Genomic DNA, 15,614 nt, shown 5'->3' on the forward strand with positions numbered 1-15,614 from the left:
CGCCGGCCACTGGATGGCAGGGGTTTGTCATATAACGCCACATGACGCGGGCGGGAGGCGGGGTCCAGCCCTCCGAGAGGTCGGGAAATGAGACCTGTGTCACGTCGTTCCTTCCACGGCGCCCCGGTGTGGTTGACTTTTTCCCTGCACCGGTGACGACGCCGAGGCGCCCCTCACCATCTTGAGCGGCCGAGAGATCTGGCTCGACGACGCCGCAGCAACCACACCCCCACCGACCGGGCGCAGGTGCTAACGCCAGGACCGATGGAAAGGACGGGAATGTCGTCTACCCCTGCTCTCAGCACGTCTGCTCATCCCATGGGCACGCCCATGATCGAGGTGCGTGGTCTCGAGAAGACCTTCCGCCAGGGCGCGAAGGAGATCCGTGCGCTGCGCGGCGTCGACCTCGCCGTGGCCCCGGGCCGCATCCACGGGATCATCGGCCAGTCCGGCGCGGGCAAGTCCACGCTCGTGCGGTGCCTGACCCTGCTCGAGCCCCCGACCTCCGGGACGGTCTCCGTGGCGGGCAAGGACCTGACCCGGGAGTCGCGCTCCGGCCTGCTGGACTCCCGCCGCCGGATCGGCATGGTCTTCCAGCACGCCAACCTGTTCTCCTCCCGGACCGCCCGCGACAACGTGGCCTATCCGCTCGAGGTCGCCGGCGGGTCCGATGCCGCCGCGCGTCGGGCGCGCGCAGACGAGCTGCTCGCCCTGGTGGGTCTTGAGGGCTTCGAAGGGTCCTACCCGGCGCAGCTGTCCGGCGGTCAGAAGCAGCGGGTGGGCATCGCTCGCGCGCTCGCGTCGGACCCCGACGTGCTGCTCTGCGACGAGCCCACCTCGGCCCTCGACCCCGCGAGCACGGAGGGTGTCCTGACCCTGATCGAGGACCTTTCCCGGCGCCTGGGCCTGACCGTCCTGGTCATCACCCACGAGATGCACGTGGTCAAGCGACTGTGCCACGAGGTGTCCCTCCTGCAGGACGGGCGGATCGTCCAGTCCGGCGACCTCGGGGACGTGGCGTCCGACCTCGACTCGCCGCTGTCCGCCGCGTTGCTGCCGTTGCCCACGCCCCATGCCGCTCGGGACCAGCGCCTCGTGGAGGTGCTCGGCCGGGGCCGGGCCGCCTCCCTGCCCATCACCCAGCTGGTCCGCGACGCGGGCGCCGGCGACGTCGAGATCCTGGCCGGCACCGTCGAGGACCTCGCGGGGGAGCGCTTCTCCCACCAGCTCCTGGGCCTGTCCGCCACGGAGGCCTCGGCCGACGCCGTGGTGGCGCGCCTGCAGGAGGCAGGCCTGACCGCTCGCGTCCGCACGGCTCGGCAGGCAGCCCAGGACCACGTCACCGCGGATGAGATCGGAGGAGCCCGATGACCTGGCTCGAGAAGCTGACCACGAACCCGGCGATCACCGAGGCCCTGCCTGAGGCGGTCGTGGAGACGTTGCTGATGGTGGCGATCTCCGGCGTCGCCACCGTGCTGATCGGCGGCCTCCTGGGCATCGTGCTGCATGTGACCCGTCCGGGGGGATTGAATCCCATGCCCGCCCTCTACACGGTGCTGTCCGCCGTGATCGTCAACATCACGAGGTCGATCCCGTACGCCATCCTCATGGTGGCGCTCATCCCGCTGACCAAGTGGCTCGTGGGCACGGCGATCGGGCCCATCGCGGCGACCATCTCCCTGACCATCGGCACCGCGCCGTTCTTCGCGCGCCTTGTGGAGTCGGCGCTGCGTGAGATCCCTTCGGGCACCGTGGACGCCGCGCAGGTCATGGGCTCCACCCGTGGCCAGGTCATCCGCAAGGTCCTCCTCCCGGAAGCCATGCCCGGCCTGATCGCGGCGACGACCACCACCCTGGTGACGCTCGTGGGCTACTCGGCCATGGCCGGCCTGATCGGCGGCGGCGGCCTCGGCCGCCTCGCCTACAACTACGGCTACCAGCGATTCCAGACCGAGGTGATGGTCGTGACCATCGTCGTCATCGTCGTCCTGGTGCAGCTCATCCAGTGGATCGGCGACCTGCTGATCCGCCGCATGGACCACCGCTGACCCCTCACCTTCTTCTTCATCTCTCCATCCCTCCGACACGAAAGGCCCCTCCCATGGCTCTGTCACCCCTCTCCCGCCGCACCGCCCTCAGCGCCGGCACCGCCGCTCTCGCCCTCGCCCTCTCCGCCTGCGGCGCCAGCGGCTCCGACTCGGCGGCCTCCTCCGCCCCCACCCCGGACCCGGCGAATCCCGTCGTCGTGAAGGTGGGGGCGAACCCCGTGCCGCACGCCCAGATCCTCGAGTTCGTGGACGAGAACCTCGCGAAGGAGGCGGGCATCGATCTGGAGATCCAGGAGTTCGACGACTACCAGATGCCCAACACCGCGCTCAACGAGGGCAAGATCGACGCGAACTACTACATGCACGAGCCGTTCTTCAACAAGCAGGTCGAGGAGCGCGGCCTGAAGATGGAGCACGGCGAGGGCGTGCACATCGAGCCCTACGCCGCGTTCTCCCAGAAGTTCGACTCCGTGGACCAGGTGCCGGACGGCGCCACCGTGGCCATCACGAACGACCCCGGCAACCAGCCCCGTGCCCTCAAGATGCTGGAGCAGGCCGGCCTGCTCCAGGACATCCAGGACGACTCCGCCGCCCTGACCCTCACCCCCGAGCAGAACCCGAAGGGCCTGCAGTTCGAGGAGAACCAGCCGGAGATCCTCGTGCAGATCCTGGACGACCCGGCGGTGGACCTCGCCATCATCAACGGCAACTACTTCATCCAGGCCGGCATGACCCTGGAGGACGCCGTGGTGGTCGAGGAGATCTCCGGCGAGAACCCCTACGCCAACTTCGTGGCATGGCGCGAGGGGGAGAAGACCCCGGGAGTGGAGAAGCTCGACGAGCTGCTGCACTCGCCGGAGGTCAAGGAGTACATCGAGCAGACCTGGCCGGGCGGCGACGTCACCCCGGCCTTCTGAGTCGGAGCGTCCCTGACGGCGCCCCGCGCCTGCCTCATCGGCCGGTGACATCCCGCGGGGACGTCACCGGCCGTCGTCGTCGTTCTGGCAGACTTCGGCCCATGACCGACATCACCTCCACCCCCGCGACCTCCGTCGCCGACGATCCCCTGGCCTTCTACGTGCGCCTCGGCGAGCCCACCGTGGACGCCGACGGCGTCCGCACCTCCCGCGTGCGCTCCACCGTGCACGCCCAGGGCGCATGGCGGGAAGAGGAGATGCACATGGCCGCCGTCTCGGGCCTGCTGCTGCACGAGGTGGCCGCGCACGAGACCACTCCCGGGCTGCGGGTGGGACGGCTCTCCTACGACATCCTGGGCACGCTCTGGTCGGGCGAGCTCGAGGTGGTCACGCGCACCCTGCGTCCGGGCCGGACCATCGAGCTCGTCGAGTCCGTGCTCCACGCCCGGGGCCGCACCGTGCTGACCCTGCGGGCCTGGCTGCTGTCCACCTCGGACACCTCCGCCGTCGCCCAGCTGCCGGACGAGCCCCTCCCGCCGCGCTCGCAGGCGCAGTCGCACAACGCGCTCCACGGATGGGGAGGCGGGTACATCGCCTCTCTCAACGGCGTCATCCTGCCCGGCCACGGGCCGGGCCACGGCCGGGTGTGGCTCACCACGGACCGCGAGATGGTGGCGGGGGAGAGCACGAGCGACCTGGTGCGCCTGATCAGCCTCACCGATGCAGCCAACGGGATCGCCCCGGCCCTGCCGGCGAAGCCGGGCGGGTGGTTCTTCCCCAACGTGGACCTGCAGATCCACCTGTACCGCGAGCCCACCGGCCACTGGCTCGGCCTCGCGGGGCAGGTCACGGTGGGCCCGGACGGCGTGGGCCTGACCAGCACCGTCCTCCACGACGACGACGGCCCCTTCGCCCACGTCGAGCAGACCCTCACCCTGCGCTCCTGGCCGGTCGAGGGCGGCCTGTGAGCGCAGCTCCCCGGCTGCGCTGGGCTGTGCAGGAGCGGACCCTCGGGGCCGTCGAAGACCTCGACTGGGCCATGGGCGAGCTGGCCGTCTTCCGCGCCGCCGCGGCCGAGGGAAGGGCCCTCGACGATCTGATCCGCGTCTACGTGCCCGAACCGACGGTCGCGTTCGGCCAGCGCGACGCGCGGCTGCCCGGCTTCGCGGCCGCGGCTGCGGCGGCCCGGGCCCACGGCTTCGCGCCGGCGGTGCGCCGGGCCGGCGGGCGGGCGGCGGCCTACCATCACGGCTGCCTGGTGGTGGACCACCTGAGCCAGCAGGAGGACGCGGCGCTCACGCAGCAGGCCCGGTTCGCGGAGTTCGCCGACCTGTTCGTGCGGGCGTTCGCGCGCATGGACGTGCCCGCCTCCGTGGGCGAGATTCCGGGGGAGTACTGCCCGGGCGAGTTCTCCGTGCAGGGTCCTGCGCCGACCTACCCGGTGAAGCTGGCCGGCTCCGCGCAGCGCGTGGTGAAGGGGGCGTTCCTGTTCTCCACCCACGTGGTGGTGTCCGACCCCGCTCCGCTGCGGGCCGTGCTCGTCGACGTCTACCGGGAGCTCGGTCTGGACATGGATCCCCGTACGGCGGGCGCGGCCGAGGACGTGCGTCCCGGGGTGAGCGTTCCCGCGTTCGCCGCGGCCCTGCGGGAGGAGTACACGGCGTGGGCGGCCGCCGCCGGGATCGAGGTCGTGGCCGAGCAGCTCGCCGTCCTCGGCGCGCGCACCTCCGGCTGAGGGCACGGACTGGCTGCGGGCGGGCCGTCAGGCCGTGAGATCCGCGATGATCTCCCGCTTGCGTCGCGGGGTGAAGCCGGCCGCCACGGCCGCCGCCCGGCGCGCCGCGTCCGTCCGGTACAGGGACCAGCCCCGCTGCACGAGGAACGGCACCGGCTTGCGGCGTTCGGCGACATCGCGCACGAACCGGCGGGCCGCCGTCGTGGTCCGCGCCTGGTCGATGTACCAGGCCGCGTAGCGGACTCCGGCCCGGTCCAGGGCGGCGGGCATGCGCTCGGCGAAGATGCCCTCCGCCACGATCACCCCGCCCGGCTCGAGCGCGACGGTGCTGTGCCCGCGGACGGAGGACGTGGAGATGTCGTAGTCGGGCACGCGCGTGGCGCCCTCCTCGAGCAGTTCGACGACCGCGTCCACGGCCGCCTGCTCATCCCACGTTCCGGGGTGGTCCCAGTCGATCTCGCCGTACGGGGTGCGCGGGAACACGGGGCCGGGCCCACCCGCGGCGCCGTCGTCGGACTGCGGACGGTAGAACGCATCGAGCGAGAGGTGGGGCCGGCCGTGCCGCCGGGCCAGGTAGGACTTGCCGGAGCCCGACGCGCCGCCGAGCAGGATCACGGAGGGAGGGGGCGAGGCGGGGAGGATGGTCACGGGGGACCATTCTTCCCCACCTCGGCGCGTCCTCAGTGGCCGCGGTCGATCCACTCCTGCAGGTGCGGCTTCTCCGTGCCGATCGTGGTGGAGTCACCGTGGCCGGTGTGGACCACGGTGGCCTCCGGCAGCGGGAACAGGCGCTCGCGGATGGACTCGATGATCGTGTCGAAGTCCGAGTACGAGCGGCCGGTGGCGCCGGGCCCGCCCTGGAACAGGGTGTCGCCGGAGAACACGACACCCGTCGGGGCGCCGTCGTCGCCGGCCTCGCCCAGGGCGGGGGCGTACAGGCAGACCGAGCCGGGGGAGTGGCCGGGGGTGTGCAGCACCCGCAGCTCGACGCCGGCCACGCGCAGGACGTCGCCCTCGGCGAGCGCGCCGTCGGGCTCCTCGTCGGGGAAGACGGCGTCCCAGAGCATGCGGTCTGCGGGGTGGAGCAGCACGGGGGCGTCCACCATCTGGCGGAACTCTTGGACCTGGCGGATGTGGTCGTCGTGGCCGTGGGTGAGGACGATGGCCAGCACCTGGCGGCCGTTCACCTTCTTCCAGACGGCCGAGGCGTCATGGGCCGGGTCGATGACGACGCACTGCTCCGCGCCGCCGACGATCCACACGTTGTTGTCCACGTCGAACGTCTCCCCGTCCAGGGAGAACGTGCCGGAGGTGACCAGGTGATCGATGCGCGCCATCAGAGCACCACCACCGAGCGCAGGACGTCGCCGGACTTCATCGTCTCGAAGGCCTCGTTCACCTCATCCAGGGCGATGGTCTCCGTGACGAACTCGTCCAGCGGCAGGCGGCCCAGGCGGTACTGGTCCACGAGCATCGGGAAGTCGCGCTCCGGCAGGCAGTCGCCGTACCACGAGGACTTCAGCGCGCCGCCGCGACCGAAGACCTCCAGCAGGGGCAGCTGCAGCTCCATGCCGGGGGTGGGCACGCCCACCAGGACGACGCGGCCGGCCAGGTCCCGGGCGTAGAACGCCTGCTCGTAGGTCTCCGGGCGGCCGACCGCCTCGATGACCACGTCGGCGCCGAAGCCGCCGGTCGCCGCGCGGATGGCCTCCACGGGGTCCTCGTCCTTCGAGTTCACGGTGTGGGTGGCGCCGAGCTCCTCGGCCTTCGCGAGCTTCTTGGCGTCGATGTCCACCGCGATGATCGTGGTGGCGCCGGCGAGCTTCGCCCCGGCGATCGCGGCCACGCCGACGCCGCCGCAGCCGATCACGGCCACGGACTCGCCGCGCTTGACCTCGCCGGTGTTGATGGCCGCGCCGATGCCGGCCATGATCCCGCAGCCGAGCAGGCCGACCGCGGCCTGCTCCTCGGGAGTGTCGACGCCGTCGACCTTGGTGCACTGCTTGGCGTGGACGAGCGTCTTGTCCGCGAACGCCCCGATGCCCAGGGCCGGGGACAGCTCCGTGCCGTCCTCGAGGGTCATCTTCTGGGTCGCGTTGTGGGTGTTGAAGCAGTACTTCGGCTCGCCCTTCCGGCATGCGCGGCACTCGCCGCACACGGCGCGCCAGTTGAGGATCACGGTGTCGCCGACCTTGACGTGGTCGACGCCCTCGCCGATCGCGGAGACCACACCCGTGGCCTCGTGGCCGAGCAGGTACGGGTACTCGTCCCCGATCCCGCCCTGCTGGTAGTGCAGATCCGTGTGGCAGACGCCGCAGGTCTTGATGTCGACGACGGCCTCGCCGGGTCCCGGATCGGGGATGACGATGGTCTCGACGGTGACGGGGGCGTCCTTCGCCATGGCGACGACGCCGCGGACCTTCTGGGACACGTTGTTCCTCCTGGTGGTGGGGTTCTGCCCGATGCTGCGCATGCGTGGGGCGGCGCGACGTGCGGGCTCGTTCTGCCCATCCCATCACAGGACCCTGTGCGACGCATCGGTGAGAGGCCGGGGGGCCTGGTGTGTGGCGTCACCACGGCGGCCGGGGGAGACTGCAACCTGACCCGCAACATCGATGCGAACGGAGGGGCGAACCGTGGCACGACATGGCAGAGACGAGGACGAGGCGCACGAGGCTCCGGCCGGTGCCGGCACGCTCGCGCAATGGCGCATCCCACTGGTGGGGCTGCTGATCGGCGTCGGCCTGGGGGTGGTGTTCGGACTGGGCACCGAGAGGCCCTGGGGCACTGTGCTCGGCTGCGCGATGATGGGCTTCGCCCTCGGCATCGCGTGGATGTATGTCGAGCGTGGCCGGGACGGGAGGGACCGCTGACGTGTGCGGCCGCTACGTGATGGCCCGCGCCACGAGCGACCTGGTGGCCCTGGGCGATGCCGAGACGAATGAGGAGCTGGTGCTGCGCCAGAGCTGGAACGTGGCGCCGACAGCCGAGGTGCCGATCCTCGTGGCGCATGCGGACGACGTCGGCGCCGGAGTGACCCGGCGGATCCACGTGGCGCGCTGGGGCCTGGTGCCGCCGTGGGCGAAGGAGCTGTCCGTGGGGTCCCGTGCGTTCAACGCGCGCTCGGAGACCGTGGCCTCCAAGCCGACGTTCCGGGCCGCCGTCCGCGCTCGACGCTGCGCCGTGCCGGTGGAGGGCTACTACGAGTGGAAGACGCCGGAGCCTGGCGCCAAGGGTCCCGACGGGCGGGCCGCGAAGAAGCAGCCCTACTACGTGCACCCGGCCGGGGCCGGGGACGGCGAGGGGCCGGTCATCTGGTTCGCCGGCCTGTACGAGTGGTGGCAGGACCCCGAGGCCAAGGCCGCGGGGGAGGACGCCTGGGTCCTCTCGACGACGATCCTCACCATGGCCGCGCCCGACGCGGACGACGACGATCCGGTGCTCGCCGCGCTCGGCCAGCTGCACGACCGGCTGCCCGTGCCCATGGATGCCGAGACGATGGACCGGTGGCTCGCTCCGGACACGCTCGGGTCTGCCGAAGAAGCCGACGCCCTCGTGGGCCAGGTGTGCGCCGGCGCGTACGACGTCGCGGCGGGCTGGTCGCTGCGGCCCGTGGGGAGCGCCGTGGGGAACGTCCGGAACAACGGGCCAGAACTGATCCAGGAGATGAGAGAGCAGCAGGGAACGCTGCTCTGAGAGACGGGGCGACGGGGATGACCTGCCCGTGAGACGCGGAAGCGCGGTGCCGCGGCATCGTGATCGGATCGAGACGGATCCGAGACCGTTCTGAACTCCCCCTGAGAATGGGCTCTGCGTAGCGTGGGTGTCACCGGGCCGGTATGAGCGCCGCATCTTTCGGAGGGGTGCCACGGCGAGGCCGGAGACGGCCATCTCCTGTTCGCCCTGTCCGTGGACGGCACCCCGGTGGCCGCCGCCCTCTACGATGAGGCCGCCGGCACTCCGGAGGGCAACAGAGGCCCCTCTGCCGGGCTCGTCTACGCGTGGGGGGAGCACAGCCTGGCCGACCCCGTGTTCGGGGACAACCCCGAGTGGTTCTTCACGCTGGAGCACGCCGAGTCGGGCGTGCTGCTGCCGTTCCGGTCCGAAGGCCTGGGCGACGACGCGGCGGTCGCGGAACTCTCGTGGGGTCCGCGCTGGGGTGCCCTCTGGCGCGACACCACGGTGGACTCCTTCACCGGGTTTCACTACCTCGCCGACGCGACATACCCGACCGACGACCGCCTCGTCCTCGACTGGTCGCTGGACGGGATGACCAAGAGTGAGGACGTCATCATCACCCAGGACGCGGCGCGGTCCGACGTCTTCGCGCTCGTCGAGTTGCTCGCGGACGGGCAGAAGCCTTGGGCCCTGAACGTGCCGGCGGGGGAGGACGCCCCGTCTCCCGGCGAGGCGGACCCGGTGCCGCCCGCCGAGCAGGAGCCCGTCGACACTCCGGCTCCCGTGGCCGGGGAGGAACCGGGGGAGGGAACGGGCGGGGAGGAGACCCACACGACCCCGGACACGGTCGAGACCGGGCGTGAGGTCCGGCGGGCGCGCTCGGAGCGCTCGCGGCCCTCGGCGCGGGACTCGTGCTCATGGCCCGGGGGCGGGTGCGCCGGGTCTGACACACCCGGCCGACGAGGGGGCCGCGGGGCGGTGGACGGGAGACCGTCGGCCGCCCCGCGGTCTGTGCTCAGCCGGCCGGAGCGGATTCGATGGGGCCGGTGCAGCCCCAGGCTGAGGAGTCGACGCTGCAGTCATCGGCGACATTGCGGGTGATGGTGCGCCAGATATTCGCGGTGACGGGGGCCGAGTCGAGGCTGATGGTGCCCGGGATGAGCACCCACTCGCCCCCGGCCTCCCGGTATTCGCCGATGTACACGGTGGTGAGGCGGACCGTGTACTGCCCGGTGTCCTCGTACACGTGGCTCGTGGGGGTGGGGACGTTGAACTCCGGCTGGCTCTGGCCTGCGACCGAGGTGGTCTTGGTGGGGGACCCGTCCCCGTAATCCCAGTGGAAGCTCACCGGCGTGGCGCGGAGTTCGACCTCGACCCCGTTGAGGGTGGTGACGAGCGTGCGCGTCTCGGCGTCTGCGTAGAAGTTCGTCTCCGCATTGCGGATCCCGCGTCCGCCATTGTCCGACCGGATCTCAGGCTCCAGCACGAGGAGCGTGCGGACCTCGTCGATGGAGACGGGCGGGGCGCCGTTGCTGGAGGCCTTGGCCGTCCAACATTTGGGGGCGCCATAGACGGGATTCGCATCAGGTTGACGGGTGTCTATGGTCTGCGCCCGGATCCATGAACCCTCGGGGCAGAAGTTGTCCTCCTGCTCTCGGCAGCTCTCGAAATCCGGATTGCCCAGCTGCCCTGAGAAGCATGCACTGACCGTCTTGTGCTCTAGGTGGGAGTCTCTGCCAGAGTCTCGACTCCTGCTCCCCGCGGTCACAGCACTTTTGCGATCAGGCCTTTTTTCATTACGACAGTGAGACGTTCCATTAAAAGAGTCTGATCGAGCGGAATAATTGATATTCGTTGATTTGCAGGTGGCGGAGGAAGGCGAAGTGACAGCCCAGGCGCCTGTCGCTCCGACACTAGCTAGCGTGATAGCCGCTGCCATAGCAATCAGTGTCTGGTGCTTCATTGAGACGGGTCTCCACCCTCGTAGGTCATTTCATCAATCACCCAGCGGCCGTTGTTGGTGTCGTAGGAGACCTCTACTAGCCAGGGCTGCTTCGACGCATGTGCGACTCGGGCGTCCTCTGGAATGGAGCCATCACTGGAATACCCGGTCCCGTCTTCAGTTGTGATGAGCAACGTCGAGATGTACCCGTTCTCCGACTGTGCAGTGAGCATCGAGTCAATTCGAGGTTCCGTGCCGGTGTACCAGCCACCATCCTTATAAATTCCATCAATGCTGTCGCTACGGACCGAACAGAACTCGCAATACTCGCTGTAGAGAGAGTCGAGGAGTTCCGTGTCTCCGGTCTGCTCGGCGTAGTAGTGCGCGTCCCAGAAATAGCGAATCGCCGCCTCGGCGCCCTCCTTGGTCTCTTCCTTCATGGCGGCGGGCATCTCCGGCTTGGGCACGTTCTGAGCGGGACCGTCGGCAGATGCGGGCACGTATTCGCCGGACCTGCTCTCCGTGGCCGTGGGGGATGAGCTGACGCCCGCGGTCTCGCTCGTGCTCGCGGGCGCGGACGTCTCGACGGCGGGCTTGGCGGACGAGGGTGACGTCGTCGACGACTCGGCGGGCTCGGACTGCCCGCCACAGGCGGTCAGTGCGAGCGCCAAGGCCACGCTGAGCGTGCCGGCCTGGGCGAATCGGTGGCGGCGCAGGGCGCGCCCGGGTGCGGTGAGAGACATTTCCCCTCCAACTGGACGTCCGTCGTGTGTCCGCGCCTCCCGCGCTGATCCCGCAGCGCGGTGCCCGTGGCAGGCGAGGCCCGGTTGGTTCGGAGTATACGCAGGCGGATTGTGGTCCTGCTCGCATTGTCCACAGGACCGTGCCGGCGCACTTCTTCCGGCCCAAGAGACGATTTTCTCGTGCATGTGCGCCCCAGGGTCGGGTCGAGGTCCGCGGCCAGGACTCGGTCCCTCCCATCCCGGGGGCGATGCGTCCTTAACGTGTCCGGCGGGCGCCCTACCTTCGCACACATCGCATTCGAACACGTGTTCGAGTACGATCGGGGGTGCGGCCCCACCTTCCCACTTCTTCCCCGCGTCCGGTCCGCCGGACGGGCCGCGCTCCCATCGCCCGACGGCACCCCGTCGTCGGTCCGGTCAGCAGTGCACAGGGAGAGAAGCAGAATGGGAGTCCTCACACAGTCGGTGGCGGTGGAGTGCGGGGCAGACGGTACCCCGCAGGGGCTGCGCTGGAACGGGCGGGACTACGTCCTCGCAGAGCGCCCCGTGCGCTGGTTCGAGCGGCGCCGCTGGTGGGCGGAGGAGGTCCGCGCGGAGAAGGGCCGCGGCGCCGGTCTCGTCGACCACGAGATGTGGCGGCTGCAGGTCCGCCTGGCCCGGGCCGGCGCCGCGCCCCTGCAGACCCTCGACGTCGCCCACCACCTGGACTCCGGCCGGTGGCGGCTCGTGCGCGTCCACGAGCACGCCCAGGACCTGAGGCGGTCGGCATGAGCCGGGCCACCGCGGCCGGACGCACCGCCGCACCCTTCGCCCACCTGCACGTCGCCTCCGCGTTCAGCGCCCACTACGGGGTCAGCTGGCCCGAGGACCTCGTGGCCGCCGCCGCGGCCGCGGACATGGACCTGCTGGCCTGCACCGACCGGGACGGGCTCTACGGCATGGCCAAACACGTGGGTGCCTGCCTGCGCCACGGCATCATCCCGATCGTGGGCGTGGACCTGGCCGTCCGGTGGAGCGAGGACGAGGACGCCGGCCGCGTGGTCGTGCTCGCCCGAGGAGGCTGTCATGGCTCCGGCTACCGCTCCCTGTGCGAGCTCGTCTCCGCCGCCCACGCCCGCACCACCGGGGGAGCGGCGGGCGGCAGCCCCGGGGCCAGCGTCGCCGAGCTCGCCGCCGCGGCGGCCGGTCGGGTCCCCACCGCCGCCAACCGGGACAACCCGCCCACCCCCGAGCTGTTCGTCCTCCTCGGCCCGGACTCGGACGTCGGCCGCCACCTGGCCCGCCGCCGGTACGCGGCCGGCCTCGCCGCCCTGCGCCGCTGGAAGGCGGCCCTGCCCGCAGGCAGCCCCCACGCCGACGTCGTCACCCACCTCTCCGCCCCCGGCCGCCGCCTCGACACCGGGCACGCCGTGAAGACCCTCCGCGCCGCCCGCCAGGCCCGCATCCCCGCCGTCCTGACCAACGCCGTGCGCTACGCGGCCCCGGACGGCGCCGCCACCGCGGACGTCCTCGACGCCGTCCGCGCCCTCAGCTCCCTCGACGCCCTCCACGACCTGCAACCCAACGGGCAGGGCTGGCTCAAGTCCACCGCCGCCATGCACCGCATCGCCCACGAGGTCGCCTCCGCCGCCGACGACCGCCCCGCCCCCCTGCTCGAGGCCACCCGCCGCCTCGCCGAGGCCTGCGCGCTCGACCCCGAGACCGACCTCGGCTGGGGCGTGCCCCGCGTCCCCGAGGCCGCCGTCATCGGCATCGACGGCCCCCCGGAGCACGTGCTGCGCGAGCGCACCCGCACCGGCCTCCTCGCCCGCTACCCCCACCTCCACACCGGGGGAGGCCTCCCCGGCACCAGCCAGGCGGCCCGGGACCTGCAGGACCGCGCCGAACACGAGCTCGGCATCATCACCCGACTCGGCTTCTCCTCCTACTTCCTCACCGTGGCCGCCGTCGTCGACCTCATCGAGGGCATGGGCATCCGCGTGGCCGCCCGCGGCTCCGGCGCCTCCTCCCTCGTCAACCACGCCCTGCGGATCTCCCATGTCGACCCCATGGCCAACGGCCTGATCATGGAGCGCTTCCTCTCCACCGACCGCTCCACCCTCCCGGACATCGACATCGACGTGGAGTCCGCCCGCCGCCACGAGATCTACCATGCCGTCGTCGAGCGCTTCGGCGCCGAGCGCACCACCCTCATGAGCATGCAGAACGCCTACCGGGCCCGCGGCGCCGTCCGCGACGCCGGCCTCGCCCTCGGCATGCCCGAACCCGAGGTGGACGCCATCGCCAAGCAGCTCTGGCGCTTCTCCGCCTCGAACTTCCGCGAGGCCCTCCAGCGCATGCCCGAACTCGGCGGCCTCTCCCGCCGCATCGAGTCCGGCCGCGCCGAGGGCGACCGCCAGCTGGACCTGCTCGTCGACCTCACCGAACGCCTCGACCGCCTGCCCCGCCACATCTCCATGCACCCCTGCGGCGTCATCCTCGGCGACGCCGCCCTGCTGCACCGCACCCCCGTCCAGCCCTCCGGCATGGGCCTGCCCATGAGCCAGTTCGACAAGCACGACATGGACCCCATGGGCTTCCTCAAGCTCGACATCCTCGGCGTGCGCATGCAGTCCGCCATCGCCTACACGATCGCCGAGGTCGAACGCACCACGGGCGAGCGCATCGACCTCGAACAGGTGCCCCTGGACGACGACGCCACCTACGCGATGATCCGCACCACCCACACCCTCGGCTGCTTCCAGATCGAGTCCCCGGGCCAGCGCGAGCTCGTCGGCAAACTCGCCCCCCGCGAGTTCAACGACCTCACCGTGGACATCTCCCTCTTCCGCCCCGGCCCCATGCAGTCCGACATGGTCCGGCCCTTCCTCGAACAGCGGCACGGCTGGGCACCCGCCCACTACCCGCACCCCGACCTGCGGCCCGTCCTCGCCGAGACCCACGGGGTCACCGTCTTCCACGAACAGGTCCTGCGCACCATGGACGTCATGACCGGCTGCGGACTGGCCCGCGCCGACGAGCACCGCCGCCTCCTCGGCGGCCCGCAGGAACACCTCGTCGAAGAGGCCTTCCGCACCGGCGCCCTCGCCCGCGGCTACTCCCTCGAAGTCATCGACGAGGTCTGGGCCACCCTCTCCGCCTTCGGCTCCTTCGGCTTCTGCAAGGCCCACGGCGCCGCCTTCGCCGTCCCCACCTACCACTCCGCCTGGCTCAAGACCCACCACCCCGCCGCCTTCATGGCCGCCATCCTCGAACACGACCCCGGCATGTACCCCGCCCGCCTCATGGTCGCCGAGGCCCGCCGCATGGGCATCCCCGTCCTCCCCGTGGACGTCAACGCCTCCTCCCGCCACGTCCACGTCGAGTGGGTCCCCGCCCACCCCGAGGTCGACGACGGCGCCCCCGGCCGCTGGGGCATCCGCCTGCCCCTCACCAGCCTCTCCGGACTCAGCGAAGCCGAGACCGACCGCCTCGACGCCGGCCGCCCCTACCGCTCCCTCGCCGACGTCCGCGACCGCGCCCGCCCCACCGCCCGCAACCTCGAACGCCTCGCCCAGCTCGGCGCCCTCGACTGCCTCCTCCCACCCGGCGGCGCCTCCCGCACCGACCTCGTCCACCACCTCGAACTCCAGCACTCCACCACCCGCGGCACCGCCCCCGGCCGCACCGCCCCGCGCTCGCGGTCCGCCCGTCCGCGGCAGGTGGAGGGCCAGCTGGCCCTGGACCTGCCGGACACCGAGCTCACCGCCCTCGCCCCGCTCTTCCCGGACCCGGGCCCGGCCGCCCGGGTCCGCACCGAGCTGGAGCTCACCGCCCTGGACGTCACCGCCCACCTCATGGACTCCCACGCCCCGTACCTGGACGCGCTCGGCGTCACCCGGGCGAAGGACCTGCTCGGGCTGCGCACGCAGTCCCGGGTGCTCGTGGCCGGGGTGCGTGTGGCCACCCAGACCCCGCCCATGCGCAGCGGCAAGCGGGTGGTGTTCCTCTCCGTGGACGACGGCACCGGCTGCGTGGACGCCTCCTTCTTCACCGAGGCCCAGCACGCCTCCGGGGAGATGCTCTTCTCCGCGCGCCTCCTGCTGATCGAGGGCACCGTCCGGCGCACCGGCGGCCGGGCCGTGTCCGTCCAGGCCGTGCGCGCCTGGGACCTGCACCGACCCCAGACGCTCCCGGACCCCGACTACCTGGACGCCACCCGGCAGCAGTGGCGGGACTGGCTCGCGGCGGACCGCCGAGCCGCCGCCGCGCGCCGCAGCGGCCGGGCGGGCACCGGGGCGCAGCCCCTGCCGGACATCCCGCACCACGGCACGGGCGGCTGGCCCGTGAAGGTGCGCACCGACGTCGGGCCGGCCGGCGGGGCCCGCCCCGGCCGCACGGCACCCGATCGGCCCGCTCCGGAGCACACCCCGATCCCGGTGCCCCACCCGGAGACGTGGGAGCTGCTGCCCACCCCGGACAGATGAGACCGTCCGCCTCCGTGCCCCGCCGTCCGGCCGCGCCCCTAGAATGGGACGCGGCCGACGGTGGCCCCCGTACGCCACCGATCCC

General features: G+C 71.6%; 15 protein-coding genes and 1 riboswitch. Of the genes, 10 read left to right on the forward strand and 5 right to left on the reverse strand.

Features of this window, described 5'->3' with window-relative positions; translation table 11 throughout:
- Nucleotides 1–173: 173 nt before the first annotated feature.
- Nucleotides 174–271, forward strand: a riboswitch (SAM riboswitch).
- Between the two features lie 47 nt (nt 272–318).
- From NR072_RS00005 to NR072_RS00025, 5 genes are all read left to right on the forward strand, one after another.
- A complete protein-coding gene (locus NR072_RS00005) occupies nt 319–1,371 on the forward strand; it encodes a methionine ABC transporter ATP-binding protein (protein WP_098092926.1) in 1,053 nt (350 codons plus the stop codon).
- The gene (locus NR072_RS00010) at nt 1,368–2,048 is read left to right on the forward strand and encodes a methionine ABC transporter permease (RefSeq protein WP_010078799.1); all 681 of its coding nucleotides are present in this window, start codon (nt 1,368–1,370) and stop codon (nt 2,046–2,048) included. Before NR072_RS00005 ends, NR072_RS00010 begins: the two co-directional genes overlap by 4 nt.
- 53 nt (nt 2,049–2,101) lie before the next feature.
- On the forward strand, nt 2,102–2,965 hold the full coding sequence (locus NR072_RS00015; RefSeq protein WP_256835694.1) for a MetQ/NlpA family ABC transporter substrate-binding protein: 864 nt from the start codon (nt 2,102–2,104) through the stop codon (nt 2,963–2,965).
- 101 nt (nt 2,966–3,066) lie between these two features.
- Nucleotides 3,067–3,933, forward strand: coding sequence for a thioesterase family protein (locus tag NR072_RS00020; protein WP_078026104.1), 867 nt, complete (start codon nt 3,067–3,069; stop codon nt 3,931–3,933).
- Nucleotides 3,930–4,700, forward strand: coding sequence for a lipoate--protein ligase (locus tag NR072_RS00025; RefSeq protein WP_036381636.1), 771 nt, complete (start codon nt 3,930–3,932; stop codon nt 4,698–4,700). The genes NR072_RS00020 and NR072_RS00025 overlap by 4 nt, the downstream gene beginning before the upstream one ends.
- Before the next feature lie 27 nt (nt 4,701–4,727).
- On the opposite strand, the gene NR072_RS00030 is transcribed toward NR072_RS00025, so the two are convergent.
- From NR072_RS00030 to NR072_RS00040, 3 genes are read right to left on the reverse strand one after another with little or no spacing between them, the layout of a single operon-like run.
- Nucleotides 4,728–5,348, reverse strand: coding sequence for a uridine kinase (locus NR072_RS00030; RefSeq protein ID WP_036338950.1), 621 nt, complete (start codon nt 5,346–5,348; stop codon nt 4,728–4,730).
- A 32-nt stretch (nt 5,349–5,380) separates the two neighbouring features.
- The gene (locus NR072_RS00035) at nt 5,381–6,037 is read right to left on the reverse strand and encodes an MBL fold metallo-hydrolase (protein ID WP_250203156.1); all 657 of its coding nucleotides are present in this window, start codon (nt 6,035–6,037) and stop codon (nt 5,381–5,383) included.
- Nucleotides 6,037–7,131 (reverse strand): S-(hydroxymethyl)mycothiol dehydrogenase, encoded by a 1,095-nt coding sequence (locus NR072_RS00040; RefSeq protein WP_250203157.1) that lies wholly within the window; start codon nt 7,129–7,131, stop codon nt 6,037–6,039. Before NR072_RS00040 ends, NR072_RS00035 begins: the two co-directional genes overlap by 1 nt.
- Nucleotides 7,132–7,336: 205 nt before the next feature.
- On the opposite strand from NR072_RS00040, the gene NR072_RS00045 reads away from it, so the two are divergent.
- The 3 genes from NR072_RS00045 to NR072_RS00055 all read left to right on the forward strand — a co-directional run bounded on the left by NR072_RS00045 (nt 7,337) and on the right by NR072_RS00055 (nt 9,479).
- The gene (locus NR072_RS00045) at nt 7,337–7,573 is read left to right on the forward strand and encodes a SoxR reducing system RseC family protein (RefSeq protein WP_144919267.1); all 237 of its coding nucleotides are present in this window, start codon (nt 7,337–7,339) and stop codon (nt 7,571–7,573) included.
- A gap of 1 nt (nt 7,574) precedes the next feature.
- Complete coding sequence (locus tag NR072_RS00050; RefSeq protein ID WP_036381670.1) at nt 7,575–8,396, forward strand: SOS response-associated peptidase; 822 nt, start codon at nt 7,575–7,577, stop codon at nt 8,394–8,396.
- Nucleotides 8,397–8,609: 213 nt separating this feature from the next.
- Entirely contained in the window at nt 8,610–9,479 is an 870-nt protein-coding gene (locus NR072_RS00055; RefSeq protein WP_240756356.1) for a hypothetical protein, read from the forward strand.
- On the opposite strand, the gene NR072_RS00060 is transcribed toward NR072_RS00055, so the two are convergent.
- Both NR072_RS00060 and NR072_RS00065 read right to left on the reverse strand, forming a co-directional pair.
- The gene (locus NR072_RS00060) at nt 9,394–9,864 is read right to left on the reverse strand and encodes a PKD domain-containing protein (RefSeq protein WP_004167595.1); all 471 of its coding nucleotides are present in this window, start codon (nt 9,862–9,864) and stop codon (nt 9,394–9,396) included. The genes NR072_RS00055 and NR072_RS00060 overlap by 86 nt on opposite strands.
- Before the next feature lie 473 nt (nt 9,865–10,337).
- Nucleotides 10,338–11,063 (reverse strand): DUF6318 family protein, encoded by a 726-nt coding sequence (locus NR072_RS00065; protein WP_036338969.1) that lies wholly within the window; start codon nt 11,061–11,063, stop codon nt 10,338–10,340.
- Between the two features lie 444 nt (nt 11,064–11,507).
- Between NR072_RS00065 and NR072_RS00070 the strand changes: the two genes are divergently transcribed.
- Nucleotides 11,508–11,834: a DUF6504 family protein gene (locus NR072_RS00070; protein ID WP_036338972.1), complete on the forward strand. Its 327-nt coding sequence runs from the start codon at nt 11,508–11,510 to the stop codon at nt 11,832–11,834.
- Nucleotides 11,831–15,529, forward strand: a complete 3,699-nt coding sequence (locus NR072_RS00075; protein WP_256835703.1) for a DNA polymerase III subunit alpha — start codon at nt 11,831–11,833, stop codon at nt 15,527–15,529. The genes NR072_RS00070 and NR072_RS00075 overlap by 4 nt, the downstream gene beginning before the upstream one ends.
- The last annotated feature ends 85 nt before the right edge of the window (nt 15,530–15,614 follow it).

Source organism: Micrococcus sp. Mcc89, assembly GCF_024519795.1.
Taxonomy (GTDB): Bacteria; Actinomycetota; Actinomycetes; order Actinomycetales; family Micrococcaceae; genus Micrococcus; species Micrococcus luteus.

What these genes read in the sequence shown, in the direction of transcription:
- NR072_RS00035 (WP_250203156.1), bottom strand. Translation starts at nt 6,037, where the DNA reads ATGGCGCGCATCGATCACCTGGTCACCTCCGGCACGTTCTCCCTGGAC.
- NR072_RS00075 (WP_256835703.1), top strand. Translation starts at nt 11,831, where the DNA reads ATGAGCCGGGCCACCGCGGCCGGACGCACCGCCGCACCCTTCGCCCAC.
- NR072_RS00015 (WP_256835694.1), top strand. Translation starts at nt 2,102, where the DNA reads ATGGCTCTGTCACCCCTCTCCCGCCGCACCGCCCTCAGCGCCGGCACC.
- NR072_RS00005 (WP_098092926.1), top strand. Translation starts at nt 319, where the DNA reads ATGGGCACGCCCATGATCGAGGTGCGTGGTCTCGAGAAGACCTTCCGC.
- NR072_RS00070 (WP_036338972.1), top strand. Translation starts at nt 11,508, where the DNA reads ATGGGAGTCCTCACACAGTCGGTGGCGGTGGAGTGCGGGGCAGACGGT.
- NR072_RS00065 (WP_036338969.1), bottom strand. Translation starts at nt 11,063, where the DNA reads ATGTCTCTCACCGCACCCGGGCGCGCCCTGCGCCGCCACCGATTCGCC.
- NR072_RS00020 (WP_078026104.1), top strand. Translation starts at nt 3,067, where the DNA reads ATGACCGACATCACCTCCACCCCCGCGACCTCCGTCGCCGACGATCCC.
- NR072_RS00010 (WP_010078799.1), top strand. Translation starts at nt 1,368, where the DNA reads ATGACCTGGCTCGAGAAGCTGACCACGAACCCGGCGATCACCGAGGCC.